Genomic DNA, 14,731 nt, shown 5'->3' on the forward strand with positions numbered 1-14,731 from the left:
CGATCAGCCTACGACCGCCCGGCTCCCGATCCTGAACGACGCCCCACGGTGCTCGTCGGACAGCCGGTCCCCGCGGCCGTGCAGCTTCTGGCGCAGCGATCCCGGCTCGTACTCCTCCGGGTAGGCCCCACGGGCGCGGAGCTCCGGGATGACGAACTCGATGACGTCCTCCCACGTGCCCGGGGTCACCGCGTACGCCAGGTTGAAGCCGTCGACGTCGGTCAGCTCCTGGATCTCCTGCAGCCGGTCGGCGATGGTCGCTCCCCCACCGACCGCCACCGGGCCGAGCCCGCCGATCGCCGTCTGCCGCGCCAGGTCACGGATCGTCCACTTCGACCCGTCCTCCCCCGTCGCTGCCGCGATGTTCGCCGCCGCCGACTGGATCGCGTTCGACTCGACGTCGCCGAGGGGCTGGTCCGGGTCCCACTGCGACAGATCGACGCCCATCCAGCCGGAGTTGAGCACCAGCGCACCGAGCTCCGACGCGTACGACAGGTAGTCCTCGTACTTCGCCTGGGCCAGCTCGTCGGTGGCGTCCGTGATCACGGTGAGCAGCGTGTAGACGCGGGCGGCGTACCGGTCGCGACCAGCTGCCTCCAGGGCGTCCCGGACCTTCGCGACGGTCGACGCGAGCTGCTCGACGGTCGGTGCGCCCACGAAGACCGCTTCCGCGTTCTCCGCGGCGAAGCGGATGCCGCGCGGTGACGCACCCGCCTGGTAGATGACGGGCGTGCGCTGCACGGACGGTTCGGACAGGTGGATGCCGGGCACGTCGAAGTGCGTGCCGTGGTGCTCGATCGGGTGCACCTTCGCCGGGTCCGTGAAGACCCCGGCTTCGCGGTCGGCGACGACGGCGTCGTCCTCCCACGAGCCCTCCCACAGCTTGTAGAGGACCTCGAGGTACTCGTCCGCCACGTCGTACCGGTCGTCGTGCGACAGCTGGTCGGTCTGGCCCATGTTCCGAGCGGCGCTCGGCAGGTACCCGGTGACGACGTTCCAGCCGACCCGCCCCTTGGTCAGGTGGTCGAGCGTCGACATGCGTCGGGCGAACGGGTACGGGTGTTCGTACGCGGTGCCGGCCGTGATGCCGAAGCCCAGGTGCTCGGTCACCGATGCCATCGCCGACACGAGCAGGATCGGGTCGTTCACGGGCACCTGCGACCCGGTGCGGAGCGCGGCCTCGTTCGAGCCCCCGTACACGTCGTAGGTGCCCAGGACGTCGGCGATGAAGATGCCGTCGAACGCCCCGCGCTCGAGCGTCTTCGCCAGGTCCGTCCAGTAGGTCAGGTCGCGGTAGTCCCGCGACCGGTCGCGGGGGTGCCGCCACAGTCCGGAGGACTGGTGCGCGACGCAGTTCATGTCGAACGCGTTGAAGCGGATCTGCCGGTGCTCGCTGCTGGTGGTCACGGTTCGAGACGCTACGTCGGACACCTGCGACCGTCACGGATCGTGACGAAGCGTGACGGTCGGCTCCGGCACCGGCCTGGAGGCCCGCCCCGCGTCCGCCGCGTCGCCCGCGCCGGGCGCGTGGCCGGTTCCAGGGCTCAGGCGCGGTCGTGGAGCGTGACGTGGTAGCCGTCGGGGTCGGCGAACGTGAACGTCCGACCGAAGGGGCCGTCGATCGGCGCCGAGACGATCCGGTGCCCGTCGGCGACCAGCGCGTCGTGGATCGCCTGCACGTCCGTCGCGTGCAGCCAGATCGCGGCACCGATGCCGGGCTGCGCCAGCGCGTCGAGGTCCGTGCCGGGCACCAGGTCGCGCAGGGCGAAGGCGATCGGCGTGGTCTCGAACACGACGGCGTGCGGCGGGCCGGCCTGCGAGCGGACGAGGCCGAGGTAGCGCTCGTAGAACGCCTGCGAAGCGTCGAGGTCGCGGGTCTGCAGGGAGATGAAGTCGGGGCCGGTGACGGTCATGTGATGCTCCTTCGGGATGTGTCAGTCTTCTGACACAGAACAAGCTATGTCAGACTACTGACATGCGTCAAGACGACACCGGCATCCACCTCGAGACGTCGATCGGCTACCTGCTCAAGGAGACCGCGAGCGCCCTCCGCGCGTCGATGGAGGCCGTCCTGCGCCCGCTCGGCATGACGGTGACGCACTACTCCTGCCTCGAACTGCTCGCACAGCGCCCCGGCCTGTCGAACTCCGAACTCGCGCGGGGCACCTTCGTCACCCGGCAGTCGATGAACGTGTTGCTGCAGACCCTGGAGCGGGACGGCTTCGTCACCCGTGCCACCGAACCGTCGGTCGGCAAGGCGCTCCCGACCCAGCTCACCGACAGCGGGCGACGGAGCCTGGCGCAGGCGAGTGCGGCGATCCGCGGGGTCGAGCAGCGGATGCTCGCCGATCTGACCGCAGACCAGCAGACCGAGGCACGTCAGATCCTGCGGAGCATGGTGACGTCACTCCGCAGTGAGGGCTGATCACGCCGGGCCCCATTGCCCGAATCGACATCCTCGCCAAGAACGACGGCGGCGAGTGGGCGAAGGTTTACGCGGGCCCCGCCCGCAACGCCGCCAACTCATTTGCCAGCGACCTGCGAAGGGCAAGAAAGCCTCGATCAACCGAATCGGACGCTTCGACGCTCGTGTGGTGTTCGGCAATGCGGTCGAGGCTCGCGCGGTGGATGACGTCCCGGGAATCAAGCCTGGTCAAATAGCACGTCGTCACCCACGGTAAGTCCCGGCCCCGGCAGGGGCGAGCTACCCGTGTACCGATACCAACCTTGTGCCGCCGATAGCAGCAGGCGAGATGTCAAACGGGCGAACATGAAAAGGTTGTCGACGTTCAGGTGCACAACATGTTGTCCGTCTACCTCGACGACGTTCGATACGCCCATCATGCTCGTCATTGAACCGTGAGCAAGTGAACTCAGCATCCCCCAGGGCCAGGTGAAAGCCAGGTCTGGTACCAGCTTCCGATGGTGAATTTGCGCCGGTAGCAACACCTCGGTCAGCATCTCAAACCGCTCCCACTTTTTGACCTCAGGTAGACCTCCGCGCCCCAGCATGCGCATCGCTCGTTCTATCTCCGAAATTCTTCGTTTGACGGCGTTCGCCTCCCGGTGGTGCCGAACTCGGATCGGAAGAGTAATCGCCAGCCTCTCGGCCAAGTTCTCTCTGCCGAGTGCACTGCGTAGGTCGTCGCCGACGACGCGGTATGCCCTCCTCAATCGCTCGTCCTGACTGGCGTCACTTTGCAAGAGCCACCAGGCGACGCCGGCGTTCTCGAGGACACTCCGAAGCAGCGCGTAGTCGGCATGCAGGTGAACGTGGCGAGCAGTCCAGAGAATACTCAGAGCCCGTGCAGAGTCGTACGCGGCCATGAGCTTGGCTGAGGCGACGACGCCGGGAACAAGATCGCTGTCAACCGGACCGATCCGAGCCATGTCGTGCCCATACGCAGTGCCGGCAGCTGGGAACACCGCCGTTGTTGGCAGGTACGCGTCTACAGCGACACGCCAGCGTCGACCGAGTTCCACCAATTTGTCTTCGACCGCTTCCTCATCCACGCGACGAGCGTAGCGGACAAAGAGAGAAGGGGCTCAATGATCTGGACGACCAATGAACCCCTACCAAATTTCAGATTTTCCATCTGTCGTAGACCCATCGAGCTACTTTGCGGAAACATTTACCGATTCTCCGAATCGTCGTGTAAATTTGAGCCCAAGTCGAACGGCTCCAAAATCCGATGTAATCAAAGAAACCAGATTCAATAAGAATCATAACAACTGCCAGTAATACTTCTTCCATTTTATTGCTAACCTTCGTTTCGTAGTTAAGTATGACGCATTCATCATCATGTATCTACCTTAACACAGAAATGCGCTAGAATGTGGAAGTTGGAGTCTTATTCAAGACATTCTTTTTCCCAATTCGGGGGCGTAAATATGGCGATCCACCGAATCATCAGGAAGGCATACGAAAGGGCACCCAGCTACCGTTGCGGGTAAATCAGGTGCCCTAATCAATATCGACAACAACCTGGATGATTGGGTCGTCGTGATTCACTAACCGATTGCGGGATCTTCGGCAGGGAGTCGAAGGTCGAACCACGCCGGTTCCCTGACATGCACGAATTTACGATCATCCTTGGCATTCAGCCAGCCGTAGACGATGAAGCGGGCGCCGATGAGTTCTTCGGCGTCGCCGAGTTGATAGGCCGTGAGTAGGTCCGCCATCGCCTCCGCTGGCACCCGCACGGTGAGGGTGTCCCAGCGTTCGGTGTTGAGCCAGTAGGAGCCGCCAGCAGAGGCAACCCATCGGATCTCACCCCAGTACACCCGGCGCCGAGGCGGGTCCACGTGCTCGGTGGTGACGTCGAGCGTGCGGACGCAGATACGTCGAACCAGATGGGCATAGTCCTTCTCGCGCCCTGGAAGCATGAGTTGCTTGGAGCTGATGCGGTACTTTGGATCGCGGATCAGCGAACGCAGGATCGTACGGAGCCCTTGTGTCGGGATGTCCTCGGTTGCCGCTTCACCAGGCACGGTGTGGCGGCCGCGCCTCCCCGGCTCCGCTGGGTGCGCGTCGGGATCGTGCTCGATACGAGGGCCCATCGCTGCAGCGCCTCCGTGCTGGGCCGGGCGGATCTTGACCACGTTCTCGGCTGGAGTTCTCGGTTCGGTCTCCTGGAGCGCCCGGTACTCGGTGTCGCCAGCACCACCCGATGCGTAGCGGCAATCGATCCGAGCGTGCCGGGCCCAGAACGTCGCCTTCCGACCGTCGATCGACCGGCGCCGGAACATCGCATCAGCCCCGCACCCAAGGCACGTAAGCGCGAGCGCGATGGTCTGGCGCTCGGGAGCTTTCTCGAACTCCTCGGCAGTGATCGTGTGGTTACTGATCCCGTTACGTGCTTCGTGCACGAGTTCCCCCTCAGCCCTGCTCAATTGCTTTCTCCCATTGTGCAAGGTCTCGGTGGTTCACCTCGGGAACGCCTTCGAGAGCCGTATCTGACACTCACTCCGGCATTGCCCGCGCCTATTCGCGGTGCTGCTACGCCCGACCACCGGGTGATGTGGCCCGCGGGGCTGGCCCTCGGGTAGGCCTAGCCGGGACGCGGGCGGGTTTCTACGCGGGGCGGTGCTGCTCCTCAGCGCACTCGCTGTGCCGCTCCTGCTCGCTCAACCGGCGCGGCCCGCCCAATCGATCAGTGCACAGTCGCAGGCGTAGACCGATCCCAGTCAGGCCACGTAGCGCACCGACGCGGCATCCTTCGGCGCGTACCGCTCCTCGAAGTCACACTCGTTGGGGATCCACACGTCCCGCCAGAGCGCATCGTGTCGACGCCCGAGCGCACGATCACGAGCCGTGCCCCGACACACCGCCGTGTCGAGGTCGACGTCACACCAGATGCTGACGTCGAGGTGCGGGAGCGCCTCGGGGTGGAAGAGTCCGATCAGGTCGACGACCAAGACGTCCGTCCGCGGCAGCGGCTCGGCCGGGCCGAGGGCTCGAACCGACCAGTCGAACCGCTGGAACGAGCTCGCACGGCCGGCTCGGTGCGGTTCGAGCACCGACGACACCAGGCGGGGACGATCGACGCCGTCCCAGTCGGCGGAACGCTGATGGGACCGAACGGGGTCGAGGAAGTCGTCGCCGCGGATGCGGACCGCGCCGGGGAGCCTCTCGACGAGCGTGCGCGTCAGCGTCGACTTGCCGGATCCGCAGTAGCCGGAGACACCGACGACGATCGGTGCACGGGCAGAGGCGCGGCGGGACGCGACAAGGTCGATGACGCCGTCGCGGTCCATCGGGCAAGCGTACGAGGTCGATGACGGTGCACCGGGGTTCGTAGGCTGAGCGGATGGACGTCGCACTGCGGGACAGCACCACCGAGGACCTCGAGTGGCTCGTCGAGCTCCGAGCCGTGGTGCTGCGCGACGACCTGATGCGCCTCGGGGTGTTCGACGAGACGCGCGTCCGACAGCGCCTCCGCGACGCGTTCCAGCCGGAGCTGACCCGCATCGTCGTGGTCGACGGCCGCGACGTCGGGTCGGTCACCCGTGCGGGTCGAGGACGACGTCCGCTGGGTCGAGCACTTCTACCTCGCGCCCGACATCCAAGGCCGTGGAGTCGGGTCGACCGTGCTGCGCGCCGTCCTCGACGAGCCTCACGACGGCCCGACGCGGCTCAACGTGCTGGTGGGCAGCCCGGCTCGCCGACTCTACGAACGACATGGCTTCGTGCTCGACACCGACGACGGCGTCGACGTGTTCATGACGCTGCGTGCCGCCGATCGAGCACCCCACGGAGCGCACTGAGCTGCTCGTCGACGACGTCGGCCATCCGGCGCTCGGCCGGTCCGGTGAGCCACGCCTCGAGGGCCAGGTGGAAGAGCATCACGGTCGTCTCGGCGATGACCGCCGCCTCGGACGGATCGAGCCCGCGGTGGACGAAGGCCTCGCGCACCGCGTCCGTCAGGTCGGCACGCTTCCGGGCGTCGCGCTCCCGGAGCGAGGACTCGGACAGCACCAGCCGCCGCACCGAGCCGACCTCGCCGTGCCGCCCCTCGAACCGCTCGTCGGCGACGGTGCGGAGGCCGTGCACGACGATGTCGAGCGGGTCGATCCCGGCCGGTGCACCCTCGATGGCAGCCCGGGCGAGGTCGGGGATCTCGTCACCGGCGAAGATCACCTCGCGCTTGTCGGCGAAGTACCGGAAGAAGGTGCGGGTCGTCAGGCCGGCCCGTGCGGTGATCTGCGGCACGGTCGTCGCCTGGTAGCCCTGCTCGGCGAAGAGCTCGAACGCCGCACGCTCGAGTCGCCCTCGGGCATCCGGAGACCAACGCATGTGTCCACAGTAGTGGTGATGACACGTCCTGTCATGGTTGACTGGGCGATGACACGTCGTGTCATGACTCACTTCGAGCAAGAGATCGGGACACCATGTCGTCATCCGGCAACGCAGCACTCTGGACCACGTCGACCGGGCGGTTCGCCGTCGGGCCCGCACCGGTCCCCCAGCCCGGCCCCGGCGAACTCGTCGTCCGCGCCGAGGCGGTCGCCGTCAACCCGGTCGACGCCGTCGGCGGGCTCTTCCGGCACCTGGTGTTCCCGAAGCTGCGGTTCCCCGCGGTCCTCGGGTCGGACGTCGCCGGCACGGTCGTCGCGATCGGCCCGGACGTCGAGCGCTTCCGCGTGGGCGACCGGGTCGTCGGGCACGCCGCGGGGCAGGAACAGCACCGGAACAGTGCTGCCGAGGGGGCCTTCCAGCACCTGGTCCTGCTGCTCGACCGTGTGACGACCCCGGTTCCGGATGCCCTGCCCGCCGAGCAGGCAGCGGTCCTGCCACTCGCCGTCTCGACCGCCGCGGCAGGTCTCTTCGAGCCGGACCAGCTCGCGCTGTCGCTCCCGACGGCCGATGCGGTCGATCGCGACGGGGTCGTCCTGGTGTGGGGTGCGTCCACGAGCGTCGGCGCCAACGCCGTCCAGCTCGCCCGGGCCGCCGGGTACGCCGTCATCGGCACCGCGTCGCCGAAGAACCACGGGTTCGTGCAGGACCTCGGGGCCGAGGCCGTGTTCGACTACCGCGACGACGGTGCCGCACGCCGCGTCCTCGAGGCACTCGCCGACCGGGAGCTCGCCGGCACCCTCGCCTTCGGTCAGGGCTCGCTGACCCGCACGCTCCCGATCGTCCGGGCAGCCACCGGCTCCGGTCGGCTCGCATCCGCGTACCCGACACCGGTGACGACGATCCGTGCGCGGCTCGAGCGCCGACGCGGGGTCCACGTCACCGCGATCTGGGGCGGCCGCCCGACGGAGTCCGAGGTCGGCCCCGCGATCTACCGCGATTTCCTGCCCGAAGCGCTCCGCATTGGGCGGTACCGAGCGACACCGACCGCATCCGTCGTCGGATCGGGACTCGCCGCGATCCCGGACGCCCTCGCCGAACTCCGCGCCGGTGTCTCCGCCCGGAAGCTCGTCGTCACGCTCCCCTGAGCCGGTAGCGTCAGCGACGTGACCGATGCCCACGAGCAAGACGAGACGTTCGAGATCATGATGTCGGGCGGTGGCACGCCACGGGGACACCTGCAGGACCCGAGCGCCGTCACGCTGCACCTGGACCCGCGGCTCCTCGGCGACACCGCCAGGGGCAAGGAGATGTTCGCCCGGGCCATCGACCAGCAGCACGCGGCACTCTCCGACTACGCCACCGCCATCGAGGCCGCCGACGGTGACGTGACCGCTCCGGCGGTGCAGGACGCTGCGACCGCACTGCACGAGGCGCTCCAGTTCCTGCCGATCGCCCACACCGTGTACACGGGCGTCGGCTTCCCCACCGCCCGCGTCGGGGACGACCCCCGCCCGACCTCGCTGCGACCGGAACGCGGCGAGCGCGGCCTCGGCGTCCACCCGGACATGATCTCGGCGATCCACGGGGACACCTCGCAGCGCTGGGAGCTCGCATGTGAAGAGGACCTCCCCCTCGCCGTCGAGATCACCCTGGCGACCGATCCGGACGAGAACGTGCGTTCCGCCTTCCTCGTGGGGACGAGGTCACGAACCGTCGTCCTGCTCATGGAACAGCGAGAGACCGACCCGGGCGTCCTCGACCAGCTCGCCCAGCAGAGCTACGCGAGCCCCGAACGGAAGTTCCCGCTGCGGTTCATGCACCTCGCACCGCGTGAGCTCGACGGGCTCTACGAGCTCCTGGGTCTCGACGACCAGGCCATCGCGCGCGCGGAGGCCCGCTGGGCACAGGCGCAGGATCGGAACGAGCGCATCAGCGTCGGTGACGCGCTGCGCGAGATCGGCGCCATCAGCTGATCCGCTTGGCGTACCAGCGGTCCGAGTACGGGTCGTCGTTGAACGGCGCCACCCGCACGAAGCCGAGCCGTTCGTCGAGGGCACCGGGGCACCGTGCGCAACCCACTGCTGACTGGAGGCGCGGGGCGGGCCCGTAACGGGCCTCCCGGTCGGTCGGTGGTCGCGATCGCGAGCCGCACCCGGCTCAGCGGGACGCGGTCGCCTCGCGCGCGGCGGCTTCCGCCGCGACCCAGGCGAGCATGCCGCACTTGACGCGCATGACGAACTTCGAAACACCGTGGAAGGCGACGAGGTCCTCGAGGACGTCCTCGTCGGGCTCACCGACGCCGCGCGAGCGCATCATGGTGCGGAAATACTCGGTCAGTGCGAGGAACTCGGGCACGGTGCGGCCGGCGGCCATGTCGGTGAGGACGGATGCCGAGGCCATCGAGATCGAGCAGCCGTCGCCCTGCCAGGCGAGCTCGGCGATGCGGTCGGTGCCGGGTTCGAGCCGCAGGCTGACCGTGATCTCGTCGCCGCACGTGGGGTTCCGCTCGAAGTGCGAGGCATCCGCGTCGGGCATCGCACCGTCGCCGTGCCGCGCCTTCGCGTGGTCGAGGATGACCTGCTGGTACAGGCTGTCGAGGGCGTTCACGCGGTCGCTCCGAAGTAGTCGCGGACCTCGGCGACGGCCGCGAGGAACCGGTCGACGTCGTGCTCGGTCGTGTAGACGTAGGTGCTCGCCCGGCTCGTGGCGACGAGTCCGAGGCGACGGTGCAGGGGCTGGGCGCAGTGGTGGCCGGAACGCACGGCGATGCCCTGCGCGTCGAGGTACTGCGAGACGTCGTGGGCGTGCACGCCGTCGACGTCGAACGCGACCAGGCCGGAGCGCGGGACGCCGGCGGGCGGGCCGACCACGCGGATGCCGGGCACGGCGGCGAGACCGTCGAGCATCCGGCGGGCGAGGTGCTCCTCGTGGGCGCGGACGCGTTCCATGCCGATGCCCTGCAGGTAGCGGACGGCCTCGGCGAGGGCGACCGCCTGCGAGACGGGCTGCGTGCCGGCCTCGAACCGCTCGGGCGCCGGCATGAACTCGGAGCCCTCCATCGTCACGGTGGTGATCATCGAGCCACCGGTGCGGAACGGCGGCAGAGTGTCGAGCAGTTCGGCACGGCCCCAGAGCACGCCGATGCCGTTCGGGCCGAGCATCTTGTGCCCGGAGAACGCGGCGAAGTCGACCCCGAGCTGCTGCACGTCGAGGGGACGGTGCGGTGCGGACTGGCAGGCGTCGAGCACGACGAGGGCGCCGCGGGCGTGGGCGAGACCGACGACCTGCTCGGCGGGGGCGATCATCCCGGTGACGTTCGAGACGTGCGAGAACGCGACGACCTTCGTGCGGTCGGTGATCAGCGCCGCGGCGTCGTCGGCGGTCCAGGTGCCGTCGTCGGCGACCGGGATCCAGCGCAGGGTGGCACCGGTCAGCGCGGCGAGCTCCTGCCACGGCACGAGGTTGGCGTGGTGTTCGGCCTCGGTGACGAGGATCTCGTCACCGGCGCCCAGGCGGAAGCGCTCCGCGTCGGCACCGCCGCGGCCACGGCTGGCGTTGGCCATGCCGTAGGCGACGAGGTTGAGGGCGTCGGTGGCGTTCGCGGTCCACACGACCTCGGTCGGGGCGGCGGCTCCGATGAAGCCGGCGACGGTGGCGCGGGCGTCCTCGTAGGCGTCGGTGCTGAGCGCCGCGAGCGTGTGGGCCCCGCGGTGGACGGCGGCGTTGTCGTGTTCGAGGAACCGGCGCTCGGCGTCGAGGACCTGGCGCGGGCGTTCAGCCGTCGCCCCGGAGTCCAGGTACGCCAACGGCTGCCCGTTCACGTCCTGCGCGAGGATCGGAAAGTCCCGCTTGATGGCCTCGACCTCGGTCTCGGTGAGCGGCTGGTTCGGCGCCACGACTGTCACGTCTCGTCCTCCTGGTGCTGCTGTCCGGAGCAACCCGTCCATGGTGTCCGTTGTTCCCGACCACGTCCAGTCGGCACGGCGACGGCCCAGGACCACGCCGAGTCCTGGGCCGTTGCACGTCGTCCGCTACTCGTTGCCGAGCTTCTTGTCCGCAGCGTCGCGGGCACCGTCGATCTTGTCGTCGTACTTGCCACCCGTGGCCTTCTTGACCGCGTCGGCCACGCCGCCGAGCACCTTGTCGCTGACGCCCTCGGCCTTCTCGCTCTGCAGGGCGTCCTGGACCTTGCCGTCCTTCAGGAACTCCTGGGCCTTCTTCGTGATGTCGTCGAACCCCGCCATCGGCTGCTCCTCGTCTCGGTGCGGAGCCCGTCGCTCCGTCCTGGCGCCGACAGTAGGCCGCAGGGCAGCCGTCCGTACCGGAACGCTCGGGGTCTTCACACCATCTGTGCGCTGCGGCGGCGGGCGAGCACGTACCCGACGGCGACCGCGCCGGACACCGCGAGCAACGAGGGCACGAGGATGTCGGTGCCCTGCTGGGTGAACTCGACGACGAGCACGAGGGCGGTGAACGGCGCCCGCATGGTGGTGGCGAGGAAGGCCGCCGCACCGACGAAGGCGAAGGCCGCCAGGCTCGGACCGTCGGCCGGCCACAGCAGCAGCCACGCACCGCCCAGGCCACCGCCGATCGCCGAACCGATCGCGATCGACGGGGTCAGTGTGCCACCGACCGCACCGGCCCCGATGGTGGCCGAGGTGGTCACGGTCCGCAGGACACCGAGCAGCAGCAGGAGCACGATCGGCGAGAGGCCGGCGAACGAAGCGTCGTCGAGCGTGGTGTTCATCGCGACGAGGCCGAGCGCCCGACCGTTGCCGAGGATCTCCGGGAACGGGATCGCGATGAGCCCGACCATCGCGAAGACCACCGGCAGCACGACGAGCAGGTGCCAGCCCTTCGGGGCGATGCCCTGCAGCCGGTTGGTCAGCTTGACGAACCCGACCCCGGCGAGCCCCAGCACGGGTCCCACGACGATCGCCCAGACGAGCAGCGACGGCGACAGGTGCATCGCGGGCACGTGGTACAGCACCTCGTCCGGGATCACGAGCCGGGCGGTGATGGCGGCGACGGCACTCGTGGCGAAGGCGGGCAGGGCGGTCGCGAAGCTGATCTCCCCGAGCAGGACCTCGACCGCGAACAGCGCACCACCCAGGGGCACGTCGTACACGGCGGCGAGGCCGGCCGCAGCACCGCAGGCGACGAGGATCTTCGTCTCGCGTGCGGTGAGCCCCGCACGGCGGGTGACGAGTTGGGCCAGCCAGGCCCCGACCTCACGCGGCGCGACCTCTTTGCCGATGGACGCGCCGAGCCCCACGGCCAGGATCTGGATGCCGGCGTTCGCGAGCGTCGCCAGGGCCGGCATCCGCTTGCCGTCGACTGCCGCGGTGACCGAGACGATCGAGCGCCCCCACCGACGGAGCGCCCACCAGGCGAACCCGGTCAGGACGCCGGCCGCGGTGAGCGCGAGGAACCGGTTCAGGCCCGACGATGCGTCGGCGGCCTCGAGGTGCCCGCCGAACCCGTACCCGAAGGCGACGAACTGGATGAGCTGGAGCGCGAGCCAGACCGCGATGCCGGCGATGCCGCCGGAGACGCCCACCAGGGCGGTGACGACGGCGAGCTTGAGGGCCCAGACCGGGGTCGCGTGTCCGGAGTGCGGCATGACCGGAAGCCTAACGGGCTGGACGCACCCGATGACGGACCGCGACGGGCCCGCCCGACGCGGGACGGGCCTCCAGGCCGGGAGCCCCGACCACCCGCCGTCAGACGGCCGTCACCCGGAACGGCACCACGCAGTCGGCCGGCATGAGCGGTGGCTGCAGGCCGACGGTGCCGAGCACCCGGCCGCTGAACACGCGCGGGCCCGACCACCAGTCGGGCCGCACCAGGTCGTGGCCGTCGCCGATGACCACGGGGTCGACGCGGTACGCCGTGTCGGGGTCGAGGTCGCGGAAGGTGACCCTGCCGGTGCCGGAGACCTCAGAGCGGCCGATGCTGGCGAGGAAGAAGACGGCCTGCTGCCGGTCCGGTGCGACCGTGCCGTACACGAGCCGCGCGTCGTCCACCTCGTCCGAGCGCACCAGGTCGCCGCCGTGCAGGAGCGGGCGGAGCTCGCGGTAGAGCGCGATCCACTCGGTGAGCGCGGCGGACTCGTCGGCGGTCGCGCCGACCAGGTCCCACTCGATGCCGAGGTGCCCGACCAGGGCGGTGCCGGCACGGAAGGCGAGGTCGTGGACGCGACCGGTCGTGTGGTTCCGGCCGCTCGCGATGTGCGACCCGAGCAACTCCGGCGGCAGGAGCTGCTGCGTTCACCGGTGCATCTGCTGGCGCTCGAGCGGGTCGATGTCGTCGGACACCCACACCCGCGCGGTGTGCTCGATGACGCCGAGGTCGACCCGGCCACCACCCGACGAGCACGACTCGATCTCCAGCGACGGGAACCGCTCGCCGAGCGTCGCCATCAATCGGTACGCGGCGAGGGTCTGCTCGTGGACCGCTGCGCCACCGCCCGGGAACCCCGCCTCGACGAGGTCGCGGTTGTGGTCCCACTTCACGGCGTCGACCGCGTACTCGCCGATGATCGCCGTCATCCGCTCGAGCACGTACGCGAAGGCCTCGGGGATCGCCAGGTTGAGCACCTGCTGGTCGCGGGACCGGACGGGCAACCGACCGTCGGCCTGCAGGATCCACTCCGGGTGGGCGCGGGCGAGGTCGCTGTCCTCGTTCACCATCTCGGGTTCGAACCACAGGCCGAACTCCATGCCGAGCGCACGGACCCGATCGACGAGCGGGCCGAGGCCGTCCGGCCAGACGTCCTCGTCGACGTACCAGTCACCGAGGCCGGCGTGGTCGTCGCGGCGGCCGCGGAACCAACCGTCGTCGAGCACGTAGCGTTCGACGCCGAGGGCCGCGGCACGCTCGGCGAGGTCGACGAGCCGGGCCAGGTCGTGGTCGAAGTACACGGCCTCCCACACGTTGATCGTCATCGGGCGGGGCGTCGTCGGGTGCTGCGGACGGCTGCGGAGCCAACGGTGGAACCGTCGGGCCTGGTCGTCGAGGCCGTCCCCGTGGGCGAAGTACACCCACGGCCCCTCGTACGTGGCACCGGTGTCGAGCCGGACCTCGCCGGGCAGCAGGAGCTCGCCGCCGCCGATGACCTGGCGGCCCGTGGCGAGCCGTTCGGCGTGGTGCCGGTGGTTGCCGCTCCAGGCGGTGTGGACGCCCCAGACCTGACCGTGCGCGAAGCCGAAGCCCGGATCCCCCACCGTCAGCACGGTCGCGGCGTCGGTGCCGGTGCGGCCCTTCCGCCCCTCGCGCTGGTGGGTCCCCACGACGAGTTCGCGGCGCTGCGGGGTCCGTTCCTTGCCCCAGCGGCCGGCGAAGTCCAGGATCTCGCGGGCCCCCGACGGGATCGGCATCGCGAGCGTCAGGTCGTCGACGGTGTAGACGCCGTCGGCGGTGTTCGTCACGCTCGCGCGGGCCCGAACCAGCCCGGAGCCGAGCATCTCGATGATCACCCGGACGGTGAGCCCGGCGACGGTGTCCTCGGCGTCGGCGGTGACCGCGGAGTCGGTGACCGCGAGCGACGTCACGGTGAACGCGGGCGACCAGTCGGCGCCGTCACGGTGCCCGGCGAGACCCGGACGACCGTTCCAGCCCCGGTGCGGCTCGGGCAGCACCGACAGGCGGACCGGGTCGTCCATCTCGTTCGGTGCGACGGGCGCGACGTCGGCGTCGGCGAGGGCCGTCAGCGCGTCGATGTCGAGCGGGCCGAGTGCCGCTCCCCAGTGCACGACGGCGGGGAGCGCGTCGTCACGGCAGTCCAGGACGAGCGAGACGCCACCGGCGGTCAGGTGGACGAGTTCGTGCGGCATGCGGGCTCCAGTCGGCGTCGTTGCACGTCAGAGCTTTCCGGTCCGGAGCCGTCCGCTGCAAATCCGGGTGCGACGCGGCTCCGGTTGCGGCGCGGCT

At 69.4% G+C, this 14,731-nt stretch carries 14 protein-coding genes and 1 pseudogene; 4 read left to right on the top strand and 11 right to left on the bottom strand.

The window, feature by feature from the left end; genetic code table 11:
- Nucleotides 1-3: 3 nt before the first annotated feature.
- Nucleotides 4-1,407, bottom strand: coding sequence for an LLM class flavin-dependent oxidoreductase (locus tag DEJ20_RS13630; protein ID WP_220035036.1), 1,404 nt, complete (start codon nt 1,405-1,407; stop codon nt 4-6).
- Nucleotides 1,408-1,544: 137 nt separating this feature from the next.
- Nucleotides 1,545-1,913 carry a VOC family protein gene (locus tag DEJ20_RS13635; protein ID WP_111236648.1) on the bottom strand — a complete coding sequence of 123 codons (369 nt, stop codon included), beginning with the start codon at nt 1,911-1,913 and terminating at the stop codon, nt 1,545-1,547.
- 62 nt (nt 1,914-1,975) lie between these two features.
- On the opposite strand from DEJ20_RS13635, the gene DEJ20_RS13640 reads away from it, so the two are divergent.
- Nucleotides 1,976-2,425 (top strand): MarR family winged helix-turn-helix transcriptional regulator, encoded by a 450-nt coding sequence (locus DEJ20_RS13640; RefSeq protein ID WP_111236649.1) that lies wholly within the window; start codon nt 1,976-1,978, stop codon nt 2,423-2,425.
- Nucleotides 2,426-2,643: 218 nt separating this feature from the next.
- Here the strand turns inward: DEJ20_RS13640 and DEJ20_RS13645 are convergent, their stop codons facing one another.
- The 3 genes from DEJ20_RS13645 to DEJ20_RS13655 all read right to left on the bottom strand — a co-directional run bounded on the left by DEJ20_RS13645 (nt 2,644) and on the right by DEJ20_RS13655 (nt 5,757).
- Nucleotides 2,644-3,513: a hypothetical protein gene (locus DEJ20_RS13645; RefSeq protein ID WP_146245511.1), complete on the bottom strand. Its 870-nt coding sequence runs from the start codon at nt 3,511-3,513 to the stop codon at nt 2,644-2,646.
- 498 nt (nt 3,514-4,011) lie between these two features.
- On the bottom strand, nt 4,012-4,869 hold the full coding sequence (locus tag DEJ20_RS13650) for a hypothetical protein (protein ID WP_146245512.1): 858 nt from the start codon (nt 4,867-4,869) through the stop codon (nt 4,012-4,014).
- Between the two features lie 318 nt (nt 4,870-5,187).
- Nucleotides 5,188-5,757 carry a uridine kinase family protein gene (locus DEJ20_RS13655; protein WP_111236652.1) on the bottom strand — a complete coding sequence of 190 codons (570 nt, stop codon included), beginning with the start codon at nt 5,755-5,757 and terminating at the stop codon, nt 5,188-5,190.
- A gap of 252 nt (nt 5,758-6,009) precedes the next feature.
- Here DEJ20_RS13655 and DEJ20_RS18100 point away from each other — a divergent pair, with 252 nt between their 5' ends.
- The gene (locus tag DEJ20_RS18100) at nt 6,010-6,267 is read left to right on the top strand and encodes a GNAT family N-acetyltransferase (protein WP_349814993.1); all 258 of its coding nucleotides are present in this window, start codon (nt 6,010-6,012) and stop codon (nt 6,265-6,267) included.
- On the opposite strand, the gene DEJ20_RS13665 is transcribed toward DEJ20_RS18100, so the two are convergent.
- The gene (locus DEJ20_RS13665) at nt 6,221-6,796 is read right to left on the bottom strand and encodes a TetR family transcriptional regulator (RefSeq protein WP_111236653.1); all 576 of its coding nucleotides are present in this window, start codon (nt 6,794-6,796) and stop codon (nt 6,221-6,223) included. The genes DEJ20_RS18100 and DEJ20_RS13665 overlap by 47 nt on opposite strands.
- A gap of 95 nt (nt 6,797-6,891) precedes the next feature.
- Between DEJ20_RS13665 and DEJ20_RS13670 the strand changes: the two genes are divergently transcribed.
- Both DEJ20_RS13670 and DEJ20_RS13675 read left to right on the top strand, forming a co-directional pair.
- Entirely contained in the window at nt 6,892-7,944 is a 1,053-nt protein-coding gene (locus tag DEJ20_RS13670) for a zinc-binding alcohol dehydrogenase family protein (protein ID WP_111236654.1), read from the top strand.
- 18 nt (nt 7,945-7,962) lie between these two features.
- On the top strand, nt 7,963-8,772 hold the full coding sequence (locus DEJ20_RS13675; RefSeq protein WP_111236655.1) for a hypothetical protein: 810 nt from the start codon (nt 7,963-7,965) through the stop codon (nt 8,770-8,772).
- A gap of 184 nt (nt 8,773-8,956) precedes the next feature.
- Here the strand turns inward: DEJ20_RS13675 and sufU are convergent, their stop codons facing one another.
- The 5 genes and pseudogenes from sufU to DEJ20_RS13700 form a co-directional block, all read right to left on the bottom strand.
- Entirely contained in the window at nt 8,957-9,406 is a 450-nt protein-coding gene (gene sufU, locus DEJ20_RS13680; protein WP_111236656.1) for a Fe-S cluster assembly sulfur transfer protein SufU, read from the bottom strand.
- Entirely contained in the window at nt 9,403-10,695 is a 1,293-nt protein-coding gene (locus DEJ20_RS13685) for an aminotransferase class V-fold PLP-dependent enzyme (RefSeq protein WP_111236657.1), read from the bottom strand. Before DEJ20_RS13685 ends, sufU begins: the two co-directional genes overlap by 4 nt.
- A 135-nt stretch (nt 10,696-10,830) precedes the next feature.
- The gene (locus DEJ20_RS13690) at nt 10,831-11,043 is read right to left on the bottom strand and encodes an Rv0909 family putative TA system antitoxin (protein ID WP_110892438.1); all 213 of its coding nucleotides are present in this window, start codon (nt 11,041-11,043) and stop codon (nt 10,831-10,833) included.
- A gap of 95 nt (nt 11,044-11,138) precedes the next feature.
- On the bottom strand, nt 11,139-12,422 hold the full coding sequence (locus DEJ20_RS13695; RefSeq protein WP_071405054.1) for a chloride channel protein: 1,284 nt from the start codon (nt 12,420-12,422) through the stop codon (nt 11,139-11,141).
- Nucleotides 12,423-12,522: 100 nt separating this feature from the next.
- A pseudogene (locus tag DEJ20_RS13700) lies at nt 12,523-14,634 on the bottom strand (alpha-galactosidase).
- Between the last annotated feature and the right edge of the window lie 97 nt (nt 14,635-14,731).

Origin of the sequence: Curtobacterium sp. MCSS17_005, assembly GCF_003234225.2 — a bacterium.
In the GTDB taxonomy this organism is placed as follows: Bacteria; Actinomycetota; Actinomycetes; order Actinomycetales; family Microbacteriaceae; genus Curtobacterium; species Curtobacterium flaccumfaciens.

Bases quoted from the DNA above. Each gene is read 5' to 3' on its own strand.
- DEJ20_RS13695 (WP_071405054.1), bottom strand. From the start codon at position 12,422: ATGCCGCACTCCGGACACGCGACCCCGGTCTGGGCCCTCAAGCTCGCC.
- DEJ20_RS13640 (WP_111236649.1), top strand. From the start codon at position 1,976: ATGCGTCAAGACGACACCGGCATCCACCTCGAGACGTCGATCGGCTAC.
- DEJ20_RS13670 (WP_111236654.1), top strand. From the start codon at position 6,892: ATGTCGTCATCCGGCAACGCAGCACTCTGGACCACGTCGACCGGGCGG.
- DEJ20_RS13665 (WP_111236653.1), bottom strand. From the start codon at position 6,796: ATGCGTTGGTCTCCGGATGCCCGAGGGCGACTCGAGCGTGCGGCGTTC.
- DEJ20_RS13635 (WP_111236648.1), bottom strand. From the start codon at position 1,913: ATGACCGTCACCGGCCCCGACTTCATCTCCCTGCAGACCCGCGACCTC.
- DEJ20_RS13690 (WP_110892438.1), bottom strand. From the start codon at position 11,043: ATGGCGGGGTTCGACGACATCACGAAGAAGGCCCAGGAGTTCCTGAAG.
- DEJ20_RS13655 (WP_111236652.1), bottom strand. From the start codon at position 5,757: ATGGACCGCGACGGCGTCATCGACCTTGTCGCGTCCCGCCGCGCCTCT.